The organism is Nitrosospira sp. Nsp2, from assembly GCF_003050965.1.
Classification (GTDB): domain Bacteria; phylum Pseudomonadota; class Gammaproteobacteria; order Burkholderiales; family Nitrosomonadaceae; genus Nitrosospira.
Map to the genome: position 1 here is coordinate 542,692 of NZ_QAOU01000002.1, position 16,667 is coordinate 559,358.

Consider the following 16,667-nt stretch of genomic DNA (forward strand, 5'->3'; position numbering starts at 1 on the left):
TGGAACGGACAAGGCCTCTACGGCCACCAGAGTTTAGGTTTCCCCTTCGCTATATTGTAACTTGGAGCGGCTTTTCGATACGTCGCTTCCGAACAATACGAGCAGTAACGCCGGGCGCGCTCATCCGGGGAATCCATATGGTCTATTGAAAAACTGACTCTGACATGTACTATCCTAGACTGAGTTCTGTCAAATAATTGATCGACTCGTTAGCGGCGTACCGCAGTGCCTGAAATCCCTGAATATAGAGGAAAATAATATGAAAAACAGTCCGTTAGCTGCAGGATTTCTGTTTGCGGCGGTCTCGATGCCAGCGGCAGCTCATGAGTCAGTATACACAGCAGTACTAAGCGGGTCTGCGGAAGCTCCGCCAAACAGTTCTCCAGCAATCGGCACGGCAACCGTCACGATGGATATGGATCTCGTGACCATGCGAGTGCAGGAAACTTTCAGCGAGCTGCTTGGAAATACCACGGCGTCCCATATTCATTGTTGCACCACTGCGCCAGCCGGCACTGCGGGCGTTGCTACCACCGTACCCACATTTACCGGTTTCCCGTCCGGTGTGACGTCAGGTGTTTATGATCACACATTTGATATGACGCTTCTGTCAAGCTACAACCCGGCATTTATCTCTAACAATGGGAACACCGTTTCTGGCGCTTTTAATGCGTTGGTGGCAGGGCTGGATAGCGGCAGTTCGTACGTGAACATTCACTCGACCGTCTTCCAGGGCGGAGAAATTCGCGGCTTCTTGACACTGGTCCCCGAACCTGAAAGCTACGCAATGCTGCTTGGCGGGCTCGGTTTGCTTGGCTCCCTGGCTCGTCGGAAAAACAAATCGACCTAACAATCTCATACGGAAGCTGGAATATCTGCCCTTGCCACGGAAAGGGACCACGTTACCCCATTGTTCGAAGGCGGCACAGAAGATCCGAGCAACACGGTCGGATTGTGCGCTGAGTGCCACAAGGAAAAGACTCGGCAGGAATCAAACAGAGCCAGAGGGATCACGACAAAGCCAAGGATGAGAAGCGGATGTGACATACACGGCTTTCCAACGGACAAATCCCACCATTGGCACAAGTAACCCTGCCGGCCCGATAGTCTCCAGAGCAATTTCTTCGGGTACCGTAGGGCTTCTGGTAGCGTTTGAAAGCAAAAGCCCCTTGGCCTAAAAACCAAGGGGCTTTTCGTTGCCTGCCGCGCAGGGATAAAGGAGTGGAGCAAAGCCTGCCGCAAGCACTCGAGGTTAGCGCACTCTCGAATTGCGTCCATGATTCTCTATTGATCAGAGAGGGCCCATGAATGCCCATCAGCTGGGTTATCAGCCCTGCCAAGGCTTAAAGCCAAGCTAGCACTGAGGGGTACAACAACTCGACTCTACTGTATAGACGAATGAGAGAGTACATCTCGGCAATACGGACTCAGGTTGTACGCACCAACACCCTCGATCCGCAGCACAACCCGCGAAAGGCTTAGAGCGCCTTCATGCTAAAACAGCAATTCTCTGTATCGATACTCGATGAGGATTCTCTTTCAGGTATCTAGCGGCGAAGATGACGGACGCTTCTTCATGTGAAGCGGCATCACATTGATAGTCTAATGCCCAGTCATATGCGACTCTGTCATTTTCCATGGCCTTCGTTGGCGTAACGATACATTTGGTGGGTAGGGCTCGATTCGGTCGGCGGCAGCTCATCATCAACGAGCTAATGCGGCAGAGGTAGCAAAGCGATGGTTAGAATAAAAAAATGCCGGAGCAACGCAAGGTTGCATGAATTGCTAGTATCGAAAGAGGGAGCCAGTGGGTCCTTGTTTACCGCGTTAGCCGCATTTTTTGGCGGTCTTGCTCTTGGGAAATAAGAAGGAAAGGGCCCGATAGGGCCCTTTCGTGTCTCATCTGTTACTTGCTTTTATGGCTTTGGCTGCCGGCCTTGGCGTGCTGCTCCTGAGAACCGCCCCGTGTTGCGGAGGAAGAGCCTTCCTTACTTCCGTTGCTGCGGTCGTCGGATTTACCTCCCCCATGGCTGTGCTCGCCACCTTTCCTACCCGCCTCCCGAGCCTCTTCGGAATCGAACTCATGAGCGGTACCCCTTTCATGTGCCGCTTTGCCGCCTTTGCTGGATATTTCCCGCTGCTTGTCTGCGTCCATCGAAGCAAAACCGCGATTGCTTGTATCACCCTTATTGTTGCTGTCCTTGCCATGATTAGAAGCCATATTACCTCCTAAAATGTGAATGAATATGGAATCTCCCTCTTATGAACATTGTTCTCCCATCGAGAGAACTCCCTTCTTCGGGGGCGTGACCATATCTTAGGTAGCTGCTTACGCTGTGTCTGTGTGCTGGTTCACGATTCTATAAAGTTAATAGTCCCGGACCACCAGCGCGAACTGCACCGGTACATAAACCTGTCTGACAGCTGATCAAAAGCCGTACGATGGGTCGCGTACCTCAGCGCTTCCGCCATAAGGGCTAATGCTGGGCGGCCGTTATCATCTTCTGCTCTCATCCTCGCCGGTCTCGTGCCACCTCAACCAACTCCTCACGCAACAGCGCAAGTTCTCGTGCCCTTTTCTCCCACAGCCTTTCATTTTCGGATGAGTTTGTTTCCGACACTTAATACCCCCCTATCCTCACATCAACCTTAGCCCCTGATACGGGTATATGCGCATCGTTGTACGCCTGATAACGGGATGCAACGGATCTGATTTGCCTACTCTGCCGCACCGCGCCGCTTGTGCCTGGCTGAAGTGCGCCTGGCATCACCACGATGATGCGGGTGAATTTTTTCGTGTATGGAACCGCAGTCCCGCTCGCGCCGATAACCAAGTCTGTAATAGCCTCTCCATGTCCGGCGCGTCAACCGTCGCCATCATTCTGTTAATCTTGCCTTGTGTCGTGCATGATCCTATCGTCCCCCTGAATTGATAGTCCGCGGGCCTCGCCGTAATTTGGCCTGGGTTGCCACGGGGCAGAGTAAGTGCCGTAGAACGAGCCGGACTCAGCGAATGCGGCCAGTCGACCGCGAGGAATGAATTGGGGTCGGCCGGGTTGAAGTTCGCCGCGGATGCTCGGGGCGTCTTCCTCCATGGTCAGTTCGATCGCCAATGGGGGCCGTATTTCTTGTCCGTTACGCGGGATACCTTGTCGGTCTGCCTCAGAAAGGCGGCAGGGGTAACAGCCAACGATCCAACAATCCGGATTGGTCGAGGTGCATTACTGGCGCGGCATACTTGCCGGCATAAATCTCAAATGTCATGCCAACGACCCGCAAACCGGTATTTAAGCCGCCAATATTTAGAACCATTGGGGTGAACCACGAGATACATTCCCCCGCCACCGGAGAGCTTGAAAAGCTTATCCGGTTTGGCTCGTCGGCCCGTTATGTCCGACAGCCACGTGGGGGTATATCAAAGGGGCATAAAAGAATATGCCCCTTTGATATACCCCATTTTTTTCCGGGAATGCAATGGAACAGGATGAGATGCGTTAGGAGTAAAACGATCCTTAACGCTCGGTTTGTTTAGGAAATTTACAGGAAGTTAGGATGCCTTGAGACTTCCTGAAATACTTAAATGGAGGCGGGTTAACTTACAACTTTTTTTTATTAGAAATGTTCGAGTTACGATATTGTGTTGTTACGTTGTGCTGCAAAGATCAGACGTGTAACCTTCAATCTATGCGCGCCCTTTATTTCTGTACCTTCAACGAGCTGTGCCGTATTGAGCGAGCTTGCGTCCTGTCAACAAGCGCAGGCCAACGTAGAACACCGGCGTCAGGAACAGGCCGAACAGGGTTACGCCAATCATGCCGGCGAACACGGTGATCCCGGTAGCGGAGCGCACTTCGGCCCCAGCCCCTTGGGAGAGAACAAGCGGGATGGTACCGGCGATGAACGCAACCGAGGTCATCACGATCGGACGCAGGCGCAGGCGGCAGGCTTCGAGCGCGGCCTCAACGATACCCTTGCCCTGAAACTCCAATTCACGCGCGAATTCAACGATTAGAATTGCATTCTTGCATGCAAGTCCCATCAGCACCACCAAACCTACCTGCACAAAGGTATTGTTGTCCCCGCCGAAGAGCTTTACGCCCGCCAGTGCCGAGAGCATGCACATCGGCACAATCAAGATCACCGCGAGCGGCAGCACCCAGCTTTCGTACAGCGCGGCGAGCACGAGGAAGGCCAGCAGGATTGCGACTGGAAACACGAGCAGCGCCGCGTTGCCCTGTGTGGCTTGCTGGAAGCTCAAGTCAGTCCACTCGAAGCTCATGCCGCTCGGAAGCACGGAGCCAGCGAGTTCCGCGATCCTGCTCATCGCTTGCGCCGAGGATAACAGCTTTGGATCAGCTTCGCCGATGAAGTCGGCGGCCGGATAGCCGTTGTAGCGCAGTACAGGATCAGGACCAAAGCTCTCATGGATCTTTACCACCGAACCGATCGGCACCATATCGCCGCGCGCGTTACGCGTCTTCAGATTGATGATGTCCTCGACCGTCCTGCGGAAGGGCCCGTCACCCTGAGCATAAACGCGCCAGGTGCGGCCGAACAGGTTAAAGTCGTTGACGTAGGCCGAGCCGAGATAGACCTGCAGTGTGCTAAACACGTCGGTGAGAGCCACGCCTTGTGCCTTGGCTTTCATGCGATCGACGTCGACATCGAGCTGCGGCACGTTGGACTGGTAGCCCGAAAAAGGGAAGCCCATGGCTGGGTCTTGCATCACCGCACCTTGCAGCGCGCCGACCGCGCCCTGCAGCGCTCCGTAGCCAAGACCGGTGCGATCCTCGACAAACAGCGAATAACCGGCACCCGTGCCGATGCCCTCGATCGGCGGCGGCATCAGGATGAAGGCCATGCCTTCCTCGATGCGGGAAATCTTTTCCTGGATCTCGTCGGCGATTTCCTTCGCGCTGCGGCGGCGCTCGTTGAAAGGTTTCAGGATGGGGAAGGCTACACCGTAGTTCGGCGTGTTGGTGAACTGCGTTGGATTCAAGCCGATCATCCCCGGCACATTGGCAACGCCCTCTGTGTTCTTTGCGATTTCGACCACCTTTTTCAAGACCTTGTCAGTACGCTCGAGGGAGGCGCCCTCGGGCAGCTTCACGCCGGCGATCAGATAGAGCTTGTCTTGGGTCGGGATGAAACCACGCGGCACAACATTGAACATTATGCCGGTGCCGAACAACAACAGCGCATAGACCGCGAACACGCTGCCGCGGCGCTTCAGGATACGCGCCACCGAGCTGTGATACTTGTCAGAGCTGGCCTTGAAGAAACGATTGAACGGACCGAATAACCAACCGAAGGTGCGGTCGATGCCGCGTGCGAGCGCATCCTTCGGCGCGCCGTGCGAACGGAGCAGTTTGGCTGCGAGCGCTGGAGACAAGGTCAGCGAGTTGACCGCCGAGATTACTGTCGAGATCGCGATCGTCACGGCGAACTGCTTATAGAACTGGCCGGTCACGCCGGTTAGGAATGCCATTGGCACGAATACCGCGCAAAGCACGAGTGCGATCGCGACAATCGGGCCCGAAACCTCCTTCATGGCCTGATGCGCGGCTTCGAGCGGCGTACGGCCCTCCTCGATGTTGCGCTCAACGTTCTCGACCACGACGATCGCGTCATCGACAACGATTCCGATCGCGAGCACGAGGCCGAACAGGGTCAGCGTATTGATCGAGAAGCCGAGCACGTAGAGCGCAGCGAATGTGCCGACCACTGAGACCGGCACCGCAATCAATGGAATAATCGAGGCGCGCCAAGTCTGCAGAAACAGAATCACGACGAAGACAACCAGCAGCACGGCTTCCAGCAGCGTGTGCACCACTGCGTCGATCGAATCGCGCACGAAGATCGTGGTGTCGTAGTCCGATCGCCATGTCATGCCGGGCGGAAACTGCCTGGCCAGTTCGTCCATTTTCGCGATCACCTCGTCGCGCACAATGAGGGAATTGGCACCTGGCGCCTGGAACAAGCCAATGACTCCGGCATCCTGGTTATCGAGTTCGCCGCGCAAGGTGTAGTCGGCTCCCCCAAGTTCGATGCGCGCGACATCGGCCAGACGCACGATTTCACCGTTCACTCCTGCCTTGAGCACGATATTGCCGAATTCCTCGACTGTGCGCAGGCGGCCTTGCGCATTGATCGGGATCAGGAAATCGCTACCACCTTTCATCGGCTCGGCACCAAGCTGACCGGCCGAAACCTGGATGTTCTGCTCCTGCACAGCGAGCATCACATCGCCGGCGGTCAGGCTGCGGGCGGCGACCTCGTTCGGATCGAGCCATATGCGCATCGCGTAGTCGCCGCCGCCGAACAGCTGAACCTGACCCACGCCGGGCAGGCGTGCGAGTTGGTCCTTGATCTTGATATTGGCGTAGTTGCGCAGGTAAAGCGCATCATATTTCCTGTCCGGCGAGATCAGGGTGATCAGGACCAGAAAGCTCGGCGATTGCTTCTGCGTCGTCACGCCGAGCCTGACCACGTCGGCGGGCAGGCGCGACAGAGCCTGGCTGACACGATTCTGCACCTGCACCTGGGCAACATCGGGATCGACGCCCGGACGGAAGGTGATCGTCATCTGCAGCACCCCGTCCGTGCCGGCAACCGACTTCATGTACATCATGTTCTCGACACCATTGATCTGCTCCTCAAGTGGCGTCGATACGGTTTCGGCGATCACTTTGGGATTGGCGCCGGGATAGGTCGCCCGCACGATCACCGTCGGCGGCACCACGTTTGGGTATTCGCTGATAGGCAGCAACGGGATCGCGATTAGGCCAGCAACGAAGATAATGATCGACAGCACGGCCGCGAAGATTGGCCGGTCGATAAAGAATTTGGAGAAGTCCATTGCTGCGTCTTCTCACCTCGTCCTGGCGACCGCCGGCGGTGCAGCCATCGGCACTTCATTCGGCTTCACCGGTGCGCCGGGAAAGAGGATTTTCTGCAAACCGGCCACGATGATTTTGTCATTCGGCTCGAGTCCGGACTTTACGATGCGCAGACCATCGATTACTCCACCGAGCGTGATGTCCTTGCGCATCGCCTTGTTCTCCAGGCCGAGTACGTAGACGTACTTGCGATCCTGGTCGGTCATGACCGCCTTGTCGTCGATCAGGATCGCGGGGAATTCACCACTGCCCTGAAGCTGCACACGCGCATACAGGCCGGGTGTGAACACACGGTCGGGATTGGGCACCACTGCGCGCGCACTGATCGTGCCGGTAGCCGGATCGACCTGGTTGCTGACAAAGTTCACCGTGCCAGTGTAAGGATAGCCCGTATCGCTGGCGAGGCCGACGCGCACCGGGTTCGCCGAGCCGGGACGTTCACCCTTGCGCGCAAGTTCCGCATAGCGCAGATAGGTTTGCTCATCAGGCTGGAAATAGACGTAGACCGGATCCTGCGAAACCACTGTTGTCAGCACGCTCTCGTCGGCCTGGGCAAGATTGCCGACAGTCAGCAGCGCGCGGCCGATGCGTCCTGCGACCGGCGAGCGCACCTGGGTGAAATCGAGATTGAGGCGGGCAGTGGCAACGGCGGCCTCAGCCGCGCGCACATCGGCATTACCCTGGGTCAAATTGGTTGTGCGCTGATCGTATTCCTGGCGCGAGATCGCCTGCTCGTCGATTAGCGGTTGTGCCCGTCTTTCCTGCAAATGGGCGAACTGGGCCGACGAATGTGCGCGTTCGAGTTGCGCCTGCGCGCTGTCGAGCGCGATGCGGTATGGGCGCGGATCGATCACGAACAAGAGGTCGCCGGCCTTGACCTCGTCGCCTTCCTTGAATGCGATACGATCAATGTAGCCCGAGACGCGCGGACGCAGCTCGACCGTATCGATTGCAGCAATACGGCCCGTGAACTCATCCCATTGATACACCGGTTTCGACACGACCGTCGCCACGCTGACCTCCGGCAGTGGCGCGCCAGTGTCAGGCGGCTTTCCACCTTTGCTGCAGCCCGCAATGAAGACGGCAAGTAGTGCAACGAAGGACAGTGTTTGGAACAAACGGATGATATGGTACGCATGCATGGCGAGGGAGTTCGCAGGCTAGGGTCAAGTGGTGAATTCGCGATTCGGTGCTGGGCTCCAGTGATCAGACGCCAAAGCAGATGCGGACTGACTGCGGCAATGGCCAGCGAAGCAGGCAAAATTGTTCTTAGATTAGTAGCGTGAGTGACATTTAGTAATTGGAACCGCTGCCCCTAACGCAGCTGTTTGAAGCTTGATCGTATGCGATAGCGGGTGGAATATGAAAAGCTCTGATCGCAATTTCGAGTAGAGCCGGAAATATAAGACCGGCATTCCTATTTGCTTACCTGACACAATATGGGTAAAACACGTCTTCATCTCAACTCAGGTTTAATTTCTCCCGAGGAAACGAAATCTAAAAAGAGCAGATAGGGCTTGAGTCGATAGTGGAACAATGTGCGGAGTATTCGTCTTGCTAACCACGTACGGCCATTCCGCACAATCGAGATCGATATCCTTCACTGGGCTTTGCGCAGCTCCCCCGGACGAACAAATACCAGGGGTGCGAGGCATAGCGCGCACGCAACTACGAACGTTCCTTGGTAACCGTCGATCGTTCGCAACAATTCGGCTACATGGTTGGGCTCGGTCACCGCTGCAAAGTGTGCTCCACGGAGGTCACCTGAAGGGTCTCGCTTTGCCCTGCCTGTTGCAACCCCATAGCGGAACACTTGGCCTCAATTTGCGAGCGCTCGATCCGCCGCTTCTATGGCACCGCGGCTTTCAATTCTGCGGATAACGCTAAGCAAGTCAGAAGAGGCAACATCCGAAACGGGATGTCCTCCAATCCACGGAAAAACGTCCCGCTCGAAACGACGAATAATGCGTTCTCCATGGGCCTGGGACCACGAAGAGCCGTACTTCGCATACCGTTCTCGGGCTACCACTTCGAAGCTGTGTGCCGCCCTAGTCTGTTTCGTGGCTTTTTGCGCCTTGCGATCCTCATCAGGATCGACCCCTTGTGCTAGCAGCTCACGAGCCTTGTTCCGCAATTCACGCGCGCCCTTGATCTTTCGAGTCTTACCCGTTTCTTCGTCTTTCAGCGTTCGGCTTGCAAGGAGAATGTCAGGATATATCCCCAGGGATAGGAGCTTTTCCTTGCCATCGGACTTGTAGCGGAAGCGCCACCATCTACCGCCGGAAGGGGTGACGAGCAAGAACAGACCGCGTTCGTCAACCAACTTAAAAGGCTTTAGGCCAGGCTTGGCGTTAAGGATTGCAGTGTTAGTGAGGGACATTGGGTAACTCGATTTCCGAATTAGGAGTTACCCCGAAGAGTTACCCTATCAAAAGCCGGATGCTACCGGCTTATAATACCCCTTACTGGACAAACAAGGCAATAAAAAGCCCGCAACTACGCGGGCTTAAGGATGTTCTTGGATCTACTTGGATACGTAAATGGAGGCGGGGGTCGGAATCGAACCGGCGTCCACGGCTTTGCAGGCCGCTGCATAACCACTCTGCCACCCCGCCATTGCTGCGACAACCCTATGGGCTGGTTGCACCGTTGCAGTGCAATCGCGAAACTGAAAGCTAAAAAGGGAAAACGGATTTCAGCAAAGGCGCATCTGTTTCATACGATGGCCTTATGCGAAAGGATCCATTTTCCCTGTAACTGGAGCGGGAAACGAGGCTCGAACTCGCGACCCCAACCTTGGCAAGGTTGTGCTCTACCACTGAGCTATTCCCGCGAAATACAATCCTGGCATTATAAGGATGCTGGCATCTTTGTCAAGAAAGGCGCCTGCGGAACGCCGGGACCCCCTGCAACTGTTATGGCAATTTATATCCAGAATGCTTACAAAGTCCAGGCAAACGTTTAAACCTGTCAGCCGTGTTTCAATGCTTGGGGAATGGCCACCTTGAGATAGTAAGCCATCGACCAAAGCGTCAGTACCGCCGCGAGATAAATCAGCCACGTCCCTACTTCCTGCGGGTTGAAGCTGTCGCCTATTTTTTCGTGATACAAGAGCAGCGGGATCGCGGCCATCTGCGATACCGTTTTCAGCTTGCCTAAAAATGAAACAGCCATGCTTTTACCCTTGCCGATCTGAGCCATCCATTCGCGCAGGGCTGAAATTGTGATCTCGCGCCCAATGATGATGAACGCGATAAGCGCATCCAGCCTGCTCAAATAAACAAGCACGATCAACGCCGCCGCCACCATCAGTTTATCCGCCACCGGGTCGAGAAAGGCGCCAAAAGCTGAGGTCTGCCGAAGTACTCTTGCCAGGTAACCGTCCAGCCAGTCGGTAATGGCCGCGCCGGTGAAAATAACGGTGGCGATCAGGTTCTGATTGGACGGAGAAAGCCAGGTCGGTGGGAAATAAAAAATTCCTACGAACAGCGGGATTGCCAGGATACGCATCCAGGTAAGGATGTTGGGAAGGTTAAAAGGCATAAGAGTCAGGCTATGCCAGCGAGGATACGGGCGGATAACTCCATCTTCCGGGCTTTCGCTTCTGATTGCCTGCGGAACTTGCCTCGTTACAGCACATCATCATATCCAAGATTCTCGCATATCAACTGTGGATGCCAATATCTCCGCACCTCAGCGCCCGGACACCGGGATCGAGTGCGAGACTGGCTACTGAACTGGCATGAAGATTGGCTGCATAACTTGCGTACGCTTGAGGCTAGCGAGGCCACATGCCTGGGAATCACTCAATGCAGCTCCCGGTAAATTTTTTCCGCGAGCCCTCGGCTGATACCATCCACTTGCTGCAATTCGTCAATGCTCGCCGTGAGTACGCCCTTGAGGCCACCGAACCTTTGCAGAAGGCTTTGACGGCGCTTGGCGCCGATACCCGCGATCTGTTCAAGGGTAGAGCTGGTGCGCGACTTGCCGAGCTTGGCGCGATGACCGTAAATCGCGAAGCGATGGGCCTCATCGCGAATTTGCTGGATCAAATGCAGCCCGGCATGATCCTTTGACAATTGTAACGGCTTTTCCTTTGTCGGGAAAACCAATTGCTCCATGCCAGGCTTTCGTTCTTCGCCTTTCGCCACGCCCAGCAGATTCGCGTCATTCAGCCCAAGCTCGACCAACACCTCATGAGCTGCATTGACCTGTCCCCTGCCGCCGTCAATCAAAATCAGGTCGGGGAGGCTCCCCTCGCCTTCCGCGACTTTTTGATAACGCCGCGTGAGCACATCGCGCATCGCGGCGTAGTCATCCCCCGGCGTTATGCCAGCTATATTGTAGCGGCGGTATTCGCTATTGCGCATGGCGAAATTGTCATAGACCACGCAGGATGCAATGGTCGCCTCCCCCATGGTGTGGCTGATATCGAAACATTCGATGCGCCCAAGCCCTGTCATATCCAGCGCCTGTTGCAAAGCTTGCAGCCGGTCCTCCTGACTGGCCTGCCGGCTCAGCATCTGTTCCAGCGACAGGCGGGCGTTTTCCGTGGCCATGTCGAGCCACATGCGTCGGTCCCCTATAGGGTTCGCATTGATGACGATCTTATGGCCGGATTGCTCCACCATCAGCTCCTGAAGCGTGTCCCGCTGAATTTTTTCCCCGACGATGATGAGATTCGGTACGCTGCGATTCAGATAATGCTGGGCGAGAAAAGCCTCCACGACCTCGGGGAGGTCGTAGCCCTCCGCATTCTGAGGAAAAAAACTCTTGTCCCCCAAATGCCGCCCTCCCCTGATCATGGCCAGATTAACGCATATCCTTCCACCGGCGTCACTCTCTGCCACAGCGGCCACGACGTCGGCGTCGAGCGCTTTACCGCTATCCACAAACTGTTTCTCACGAATCCTGCGCAGCGACTGAATCTGGTCACGAAACAACGCGGCCTGCTCATACTCCTGTGAATTCGCTGCCGCCTGCATTTTTCCGGCAAGACTTTCCAGCACCTCCGTCTGCTTGCCCTGCAAGAATAACTCGGCATCTCGCACGTCTTCGCTATAGGCCTCCTCCGAGATCAGGTTCACGCACGGACCGCTGCAACGCTTGATCTGATAGAGCAGACAGGGCCGTGTACGGTTGCTGAACACGCTGTCCTCGCACGTACGGATGCGAAAAACCTTCTGCAGGAGCTGGATGCTTTCCCTGACTATTCCGGCACTCGGGAACGGGCCGAAGTATCGATGTTTCTTATCCAATGGACCACGATAAAAGCCGAGCCTCGGAAACCGGTTGCCACTCAAAATAACGTAGGGGTATGACTTGTCGTCCCGAAACAGGATGTTATATTTCGGGGTGAGCGTTTTAATCAGATTATTTTCGAGTAATAATGCCTCCGCTTCGGAACGGGTAACGGTGGTTTCGACGCCCACAATTTGCGAAACCATTAATTGCGTGCGCGGCCCCAGTCCGTTTTTCTGAAAATATGAGGAAACGCGCTTTTTGAGATCGACGGCCTTGCCGACATAAATCACCTGCCCTGCCGAATTTATCATGCGATAAACCCCCGGCTGGGAGGGAAGGCGCGAGCAAAATGGCTTCGGGTCGAAAACAGACTCTGCCAGCAACGAACTCAGTCCTCCTCGCCCAGTAATTTCCCTGCGATAGCCCAACTTTCGTGCGGCAACTCATCGAAAGCAATGTAGGTGTAGGATTTGGGTTTATGTGCCACGCGTTCGAGCGTATCGGTAATTTCCTTGGCGATCTGTTTCTTCTGCTCGCGGCTGAGCGAACCTGCTATGCGGATGTTGACGTAGGGCATCGGTTAGTCTCCAGTGTTCTGATGAGAAGCGGAATCGGCGCAAATTTTTTCAAATACCTGCTCAAACATGTCAGTCGTCAGACGCCGCGTCTGGGTATTGTAGCGACTGCAATGATAGCTGTCATATAGCGTTAACCCCGCTGACCTCGCATCATCAGCCGTGCCCCCGGCAGAAAGGGCATGAATGGCGCCATGGCTGAATGGAAAGCTTTTGAGCTTGAGTCCCAGCGCCATAAGCACAGCCTGATGAGCGATCGCGCCAAGAGCGAGTAACGCAACGCCGCTCGCCGTAAAATCGGAAATCTCCTCAGCAAGATACCGATTGCATTGCCGGATCTCGTCCGGTTCGGGCTTGTTTCCTGGCGGCAGGCATTTAACCGCGTTGGTAATGCGGCAACGCATGAGCTGCAGATTGTCGTTTGCGGAAGCGGAACCCTCATGAGTCGCAAACCCGAATTTATAAAGCGTTTGATATAACAATATACCGGCGAAATCACCGGTGAATGGCCTTCCGGTGCGGTTCGCGCCGTGCATCCCGGGCGCCAGACCAATAATGAGAAGCTCGGGCGCAGCATCGCCAAAAGCTGGCACGGGACGGGCATAGTAATCCGGGTGGCGCGCCTTCACCTCGTCTAGAAAACCCGCCAGCCGTTGGCACTGACGGCAGTCAACGGAAAATCTGGTTTGCATAGCGATACCCATAACATTCTGTAGTAAAATGCGCGATTCTTGATTCAGTGGATAAATAATGGCTAAAGTTCTTGCAACCGAAATCCGCGTCGGCAACCTGATCGAATGGGAGAAACGCATATGGCGCGTACTGAAATGTTATCACGTCCATGTGGGCGGCCGCGGCGGCGCCTTTATGCAAGTGGAAATGAAGGATATCGAAGCGGGCACCAAAACGAACCAGCGAATCCGTACAGAAGATAAAGTGGAACGGGCTTTTGTCGAACCACGCGATATGACTTTTCTCTACCAGGAAGGCGACAATTATATCTTCATGGATAAAGAGAACTATGAACAATTGAGCCTTTCGCAGGACTTTCTCGAAGGTCAGTACGAATACCTGTTGCCCAATACTGATGTTCAAGTCAATTTTCACAACGATCGCGCCATTGGCGTGCAGCTTCCCGCCAGCGTAGTGCTGGCCATCACTGATACTGAACCCAACCTCAAGGGTGCCACTGCCACCAGTTCCTACAAACCGGCCACAATGGAGACCGGTCTTGTCGTCATGGTTCCGCCCTTCGTCCTTCAAGGGGAAAAAATCAAGATCAATACCGATAGTGGAGAGTATATCGAGCGTATGTAGCCATGCCGCACCGGAGGATAGCGGCAAAGGTCCCGGTTCTTGTCCACGCCAGTAATGTTCTCCGTTTCCAATCCCGGTTAAAAGCTCAGTTGAGTGCGAAAGGAAATCGCGTAGGGCTCGTCTTTCCGGTTTACTTCGCCCGCACCCGCATTACCGATTGATGCTTCAGTCACATAATAATTCAGCATGAAGCGTAGACCGGGCCGAACATACCAGTTAGCGCCCAGGGTGATGACCTGCACCTGACATTTCGATGTTGCAGTGCGGCAAGGGTCCGCAATCAGGCTCTGGGTTGTGTTCTCCGCCACATCGTACCGAACGGCCAGCTCAAGCGCGCCCCACTTACTGATCGGTTTCGGCTTGCCAAACGTCCCGCGGTCTTTCCGGTACAGTGCCCTCTCACCCGTAACAAACCAGCTTGCCTGTACATAATAGGCCTGCACAGTGGAGTTTTTTTGCGCTCCTGCCACCAGATGGGTATTGTCGAGTCGAACGTTCGCATACTCTCCCTGCACGGTCACAGGACCCATTGCATAGGCCGCTTCCGCGGCGAAAGTCGTTTGCGTAGCGTTGCCGGGAGAGCCCATGCCCACGCCTGCGGTACCGAGAGATTTGCGAATTCCCTGACGCCCGCCATAAATATCAACCGCACTCGCGGAAAGCGATTCGGCATTAGCCTGATCCCGGCTGAAGGAAAACCCGAAATGCATCGTCGTATTCTCGTCCGAGATAGGCAACCAGACCACGCGACCCCCATAAGTCAGGCCCTCGATCGGCAATCCGGCATGGGCCAGGCTCATGACATCCACCCCAAAACCAAACTTGTCCCCAACGGTGTTTTTATAGCCCATCCCCATCAGGAACTGTCGCCCGTTATATATGCCGGTGGACGACGTCGAGGGGCGCTCCATGAAGGTGATCTCGTTCGAACTGGTTAATTCTTCCAGGCCGCGGTAGGGCTTGAACTGACCCACCGTGACGAGACCGGAGCCCAGTTTGGTCGACACCCAGGTTTCGCGAAGTGTGTGAGGAAAGTCGCCTGCGGCAAAATCGTTTTCGAACTTGAAGTTCAGGCGATAAAACCGGCCGGTGAAGGTGGTATAGGTGCGGCGCCAGTTGAAGCCGCTTCCTTCATCGGCTCCCAATACTTGGCTGCCGAACGGCGGAAAACGTGAATCTACGTTGTCCTGATTGAACCAATGCACGTCAAGATGCGCACGTGCATTGAGTCCAAGCTCAAAATTGCCGCCCTCCGATTGAATTTTAGGTCCTCCCTCCGTGGTGACGCGGAAAGCATGAGCCGGGCTAACAACGGCGGCTATAAGTGCAAATACCGCCAACGCGCTATATCGCAATAGATCTGGCATCTCGATGAAGGCTGGTTTACTTGAGTCAGTAGTAAGCACCCTGTTTTTTATTCATCTCACTTCTTTACCACACGATATATGCATAACCCGGGCACCCCCGGGATGCAAATCCGCGATGCGGAAACGTCTGGCGACGCTCTGCGGTTTCGTATGCTACCGCACTGAACGATGGATCACGGCACCCTAATATAGCTGGCACAGCACTGTTGCTGGATTAAAAAAAAGGAATGTTTATGAAAATTTTTCCAATCGTCGCAGCAATGATTTTTGGCGCCGCGGGCGTGGCCAATGCCCAGGGTTATGATTCAGATAAGCGTGATCCCATGAAAGAAGAGCAACGTCGTGACTCTTCCCAGCAAGGCACGGGCTCTTCGAACACGTCGGGCTATGGCACAAGCGGATCGCAACGCGATGATAGCACTCGCAGATCGAGTAGCAGCCAGTATGGAGGATCGTATCAAAACGGCGTGGATGTCGATCTGTATGACCAGGATGCCGCGAATGGTACCGGGCCGCGAATCAAGGGAAGATATTGATCGTTCTGCTTCCGACACTGATCGGGCGGGGCTTGCCGGGTGGAGAGTATGGCAAGTCCCTTATGCCGAGCCAGCTTCTATAAGCCATGCCTCGCTGCTGGTGCCGTTGTGACATCTGCGAAGTTGCATCAGGCTTCCCGCGGCCAATGGATGACCTTGGTGTGATAGCGCACTGAACAATTGGCAACCAAAACGTAACCTTTCAAACACAGCAATATCGCTGGATCAACAAAAAGGAACAGCCATGAAATCTACTACAGTTAAAAACCGCTCAATGGCCTCCGCATTAGCTCTGGTCAGCGCCGCCATCTTTGGCATGGCGGGAATCGCGCACGCCCAGTATGGCGGTAGCTCATCCGGGCAAGGCAGCAACGCTGCTCAGAGTGGCAGTTCTGCTGGTCAGAGTGGTTCAGCGGGCAAAACGCCCAGTGAAAGCGAGAGCCTTAAGGAAGGAAAGGCAGGAATGGATCAAGGGCAAGTAGACCAGCAAAAAAGGAACGAACGGAACAAGGATGCAGCTTCGCCAAGCCGGGAGTCCCACGTTCCGGACTTTCCGCGAGATAAAGAAGGAAAACCGATGAAGGACCTGAAGGACGAGCAAGGCGGACCCATCGGGCCCAACTGATCTGATGCATAGCTCGGTCTATGCGGCGGTTCACGGCAACGTCGAATCGCCGCCATGACCTACGACCTTCCATCGTACCACCATGAAGGTCATGAGGTTCCCGG

At 55.0% G+C, this 16,667-nt stretch carries 15 protein-coding genes and 2 tRNA genes; 5 read left to right on the plus strand and 12 right to left on the minus strand.

Features of this window, described 5'->3' with window-relative positions:
* Window positions 1-259 precede the first annotated feature (259 nt).
* Together C8R31_RS06690 and C8R31_RS16755 are read left to right on the plus strand one after the other, a co-directional pair.
* The gene (locus C8R31_RS06690) at window positions 260-850 is read left to right on the plus strand and encodes a CHRD domain-containing protein (protein ID WP_107693255.1); all 591 of its coding nucleotides are present in this window, start codon (window positions 260-262) and stop codon (window positions 848-850) included.
* Between the two features lie 21 nt (window positions 851-871).
* Complete coding sequence (locus tag C8R31_RS16755; protein WP_107693256.1) at window positions 872-1,090, plus strand: HNH endonuclease signature motif containing protein; 219 nt, start codon at window positions 872-874, stop codon at window positions 1,088-1,090.
* A gap of 816 nt (window positions 1,091-1,906) precedes the next feature.
* On the opposite strand, the gene C8R31_RS06700 is transcribed toward C8R31_RS16755, so the two are convergent.
* The 11 genes from C8R31_RS06700 to C8R31_RS06755 all read right to left on the minus strand — a co-directional run bounded on the left by C8R31_RS06700 (window position 1,907) and on the right by C8R31_RS06755 (window position 13,410).
* Entirely contained in the window at window positions 1,907-2,221 is a 315-nt protein-coding gene (locus C8R31_RS06700; protein WP_107693257.1) for a KGG domain-containing protein, read from the minus strand.
* 941 nt (window positions 2,222-3,162) lie between these two features.
* Window positions 3,163-3,312, minus strand: a complete 150-nt coding sequence (locus C8R31_RS16030) for a hypothetical protein (RefSeq protein WP_181320479.1) — start codon at window positions 3,310-3,312, stop codon at window positions 3,163-3,165.
* 397 nt (window positions 3,313-3,709) lie between these two features.
* Window positions 3,710-6,859, minus strand: a complete 3,150-nt coding sequence (locus C8R31_RS06715; protein WP_107693260.1) for an efflux RND transporter permease subunit — start codon at window positions 6,857-6,859, stop codon at window positions 3,710-3,712.
* 12 nt (window positions 6,860-6,871) lie between these two features.
* Window positions 6,872-8,041 carry an efflux RND transporter periplasmic adaptor subunit gene (locus tag C8R31_RS06720; RefSeq protein WP_107693261.1) on the minus strand — a complete coding sequence of 390 codons (1,170 nt, stop codon included), beginning with the start codon at window positions 8,039-8,041 and terminating at the stop codon, window positions 6,872-6,874.
* Between the two features lie 677 nt (window positions 8,042-8,718).
* Window positions 8,719-9,279: an integrase arm-type DNA-binding domain-containing protein gene (locus tag C8R31_RS16515; RefSeq protein WP_258192598.1), complete on the minus strand. Its 561-nt coding sequence runs from the start codon at window positions 9,277-9,279 to the stop codon at window positions 8,719-8,721.
* Window positions 9,280-9,440: 161 nt separating this feature from the next.
* Window positions 9,441-9,514 (minus strand) — tRNA-Cys (locus C8R31_RS06730).
* Window positions 9,515-9,657: 143 nt separating this feature from the next.
* Window positions 9,658-9,732 (minus strand) — tRNA-Gly (locus C8R31_RS06735).
* A gap of 137 nt (window positions 9,733-9,869) precedes the next feature.
* Entirely contained in the window at window positions 9,870-10,442 is a 573-nt protein-coding gene (gene pgsA / locus C8R31_RS06740) for a CDP-diacylglycerol--glycerol-3-phosphate 3-phosphatidyltransferase (RefSeq protein WP_107693262.1), read from the minus strand.
* Between the two features lie 263 nt (window positions 10,443-10,705).
* Window positions 10,706-12,523, minus strand: a complete 1,818-nt coding sequence (uvrC, locus tag C8R31_RS06745) for an excinuclease ABC subunit UvrC (RefSeq protein ID WP_181320497.1) — start codon at window positions 12,521-12,523, stop codon at window positions 10,706-10,708.
* A gap of 8 nt (window positions 12,524-12,531) precedes the next feature.
* Window positions 12,532-12,720: a 4-oxalocrotonate tautomerase family protein gene (locus tag C8R31_RS06750; protein WP_107693264.1), complete on the minus strand. Its 189-nt coding sequence runs from the start codon at window positions 12,718-12,720 to the stop codon at window positions 12,532-12,534.
* A gap of 3 nt (window positions 12,721-12,723) precedes the next feature.
* The gene (locus C8R31_RS06755; protein ID WP_107693501.1) at window positions 12,724-13,410 is read right to left on the minus strand and encodes a uracil-DNA glycosylase; all 687 of its coding nucleotides are present in this window, start codon (window positions 13,408-13,410) and stop codon (window positions 12,724-12,726) included.
* A 58-nt stretch (window positions 13,411-13,468) separates the two neighbouring features.
* On the opposite strand from C8R31_RS06755, the gene efp reads away from it, so the two are divergent.
* Window positions 13,469-14,035 (plus strand): elongation factor P, encoded by a 567-nt coding sequence (gene efp / locus C8R31_RS06760; RefSeq protein WP_107693265.1) that lies wholly within the window; start codon window positions 13,469-13,471, stop codon window positions 14,033-14,035.
* A 77-nt stretch (window positions 14,036-14,112) separates the two neighbouring features.
* On the opposite strand, the gene C8R31_RS06765 is transcribed toward efp, so the two are convergent.
* A complete protein-coding gene (locus tag C8R31_RS06765) occupies window positions 14,113-15,402 on the minus strand; it encodes an OprO/OprP family phosphate-selective porin (RefSeq protein ID WP_107693266.1) in 1,290 nt (429 codons plus the stop codon).
* A 233-nt stretch (window positions 15,403-15,635) separates the two neighbouring features.
* Between C8R31_RS06765 and C8R31_RS06770 the strand changes: the two genes are divergently transcribed.
* A complete protein-coding gene (locus tag C8R31_RS06770) occupies window positions 15,636-15,938 on the plus strand; it encodes a hypothetical protein (RefSeq protein ID WP_107693267.1) in 303 nt (100 codons plus the stop codon).
* 244 nt (window positions 15,939-16,182) lie between these two features.
* A complete protein-coding gene (locus tag C8R31_RS06775; RefSeq protein WP_107693268.1) occupies window positions 16,183-16,563 on the plus strand; it encodes a hypothetical protein in 381 nt (126 codons plus the stop codon).
* Window positions 16,564-16,667 lie beyond the last annotated feature (104 nt).

What these genes read in the sequence shown, in the direction of transcription:
- C8R31_RS06720 (WP_107693261.1), bottom strand. Translation starts at nt 8,041, where the DNA reads ATGCATGCGTACCATATCATCCGTTTGTTCCAAACACTGTCCTTCGTT.
- C8R31_RS06700 (WP_107693257.1), bottom strand. Translation starts at nt 2,221, where the DNA reads ATGGCTTCTAATCATGGCAAGGACAGCAACAATAAGGGTGATACAAGC.
- C8R31_RS06750 (WP_107693264.1), bottom strand. Translation starts at nt 12,720, where the DNA reads ATGCCCTACGTCAACATCCGCATAGCAGGTTCGCTCAGCCGCGAGCAG.
- efp (WP_107693265.1), top strand. Translation starts at nt 13,469, where the DNA reads ATGGCTAAAGTTCTTGCAACCGAAATCCGCGTCGGCAACCTGATCGAA.
- C8R31_RS16030 (WP_181320479.1), bottom strand. Translation starts at nt 3,312, where the DNA reads ATGGTTCTAAATATTGGCGGCTTAAATACCGGTTTGCGGGTCGTTGGC.
- C8R31_RS06770 (WP_107693267.1), top strand. Translation starts at nt 15,636, where the DNA reads ATGAAAATTTTTCCAATCGTCGCAGCAATGATTTTTGGCGCCGCGGGC.
- C8R31_RS06765 (WP_107693266.1), bottom strand. Translation starts at nt 15,402, where the DNA reads ATGCCAGATCTATTGCGATATAGCGCGTTGGCGGTATTTGCACTTATA.
- C8R31_RS06715 (WP_107693260.1), bottom strand. Translation starts at nt 6,859, where the DNA reads ATGGACTTCTCCAAATTCTTTATCGACCGGCCAATCTTCGCGGCCGTG.
- C8R31_RS06690 (WP_107693255.1), top strand. Translation starts at nt 260, where the DNA reads ATGAAAAACAGTCCGTTAGCTGCAGGATTTCTGTTTGCGGCGGTCTCG.
- pgsA (WP_107693262.1), bottom strand. Translation starts at nt 10,442, where the DNA reads ATGCCTTTTAACCTTCCCAACATCCTTACCTGGATGCGTATCCTGGCA.
- C8R31_RS16515 (WP_258192598.1), bottom strand. Translation starts at nt 9,279, where the DNA reads ATGTCCCTCACTAACACTGCAATCCTTAACGCCAAGCCTGGCCTAAAG.
- C8R31_RS06755 (WP_107693501.1), bottom strand. Translation starts at nt 13,410, where the DNA reads ATGCAAACCAGATTTTCCGTTGACTGCCGTCAGTGCCAACGGCTGGCG.
- C8R31_RS06775 (WP_107693268.1), top strand. Translation starts at nt 16,183, where the DNA reads ATGAAATCTACTACAGTTAAAAACCGCTCAATGGCCTCCGCATTAGCT.